Annotated in this window: 1 protein-coding gene; it reads left to right on the forward strand. The window is 28.6% G+C overall.

The window, feature by feature from the left end:
• The first annotated feature begins 180 nt into the window (after positions 1 to 180).
• Positions 181 to 414, forward strand: a complete 234-nt coding sequence (locus tag ACJDU8_RS25645; RefSeq protein WP_406795018.1) for a DUF3885 domain-containing protein — start codon at positions 181 to 183, stop codon at positions 412 to 414.
• The last annotated feature ends 104 nt before the right edge of the window (positions 415 to 518 follow it).

Below are 518 nucleotides of genomic sequence, written 5' to 3' on the forward strand. Positions count from 1 at the left end.
TTACCTATAAAAATCTGTCCAATTATGAAAATATTTGTTGCATTACTTTGGCTTATTACAAGCATTTTTTAGATTTTTGTACATGACTAATATTGATTGTCACTCTTCTTTAGACTTGTCACAAGTGTAAATTATTGTTCGTTAACTATAAAAGGTAAAAATATAAAATATAGTTAGCTGATGGAGCGTTTTTATGAGGAAATTATTCTTGGTGATTTAGGTGGATTACAGGATTTTGTTGCATCTGTATACTTATTTGATGTTGAAAACCATGTTATGCTGCACCTGTATGATGATAGAGGTCTCGATATTGTTGCACATGATAAGAATACATTAATGTCACTTTATGAAAAATTAAATGCATGGGTACTTGATTATGACCGTAAACAAATAGATAAAGTATTTCTTAGTTAGATTCTGAAATAATTATATTCATTACCTAGATGGTACTATGTCAAGAAAAAGTACAAATTAAAATGAGAAAATCCCAAGATATTCCCATATTTTAACTTGCCGTG

The organism is Candidatus Clostridium eludens (genome assembly GCF_045310515.1).
Taxonomy (GTDB): domain Bacteria; phylum Bacillota; class Clostridia; order Clostridiales; family Clostridiaceae; genus Clostridium_B; species Clostridium_B eludens.

Bases quoted from the DNA above. Each gene is read 5' to 3' on its own strand.
- ACJDU8_RS25645 (WP_406795018.1), top strand. From the start codon at position 181: ATGGAGCGTTTTTATGAGGAAATTATTCTTGGTGATTTAGGTGGATTA.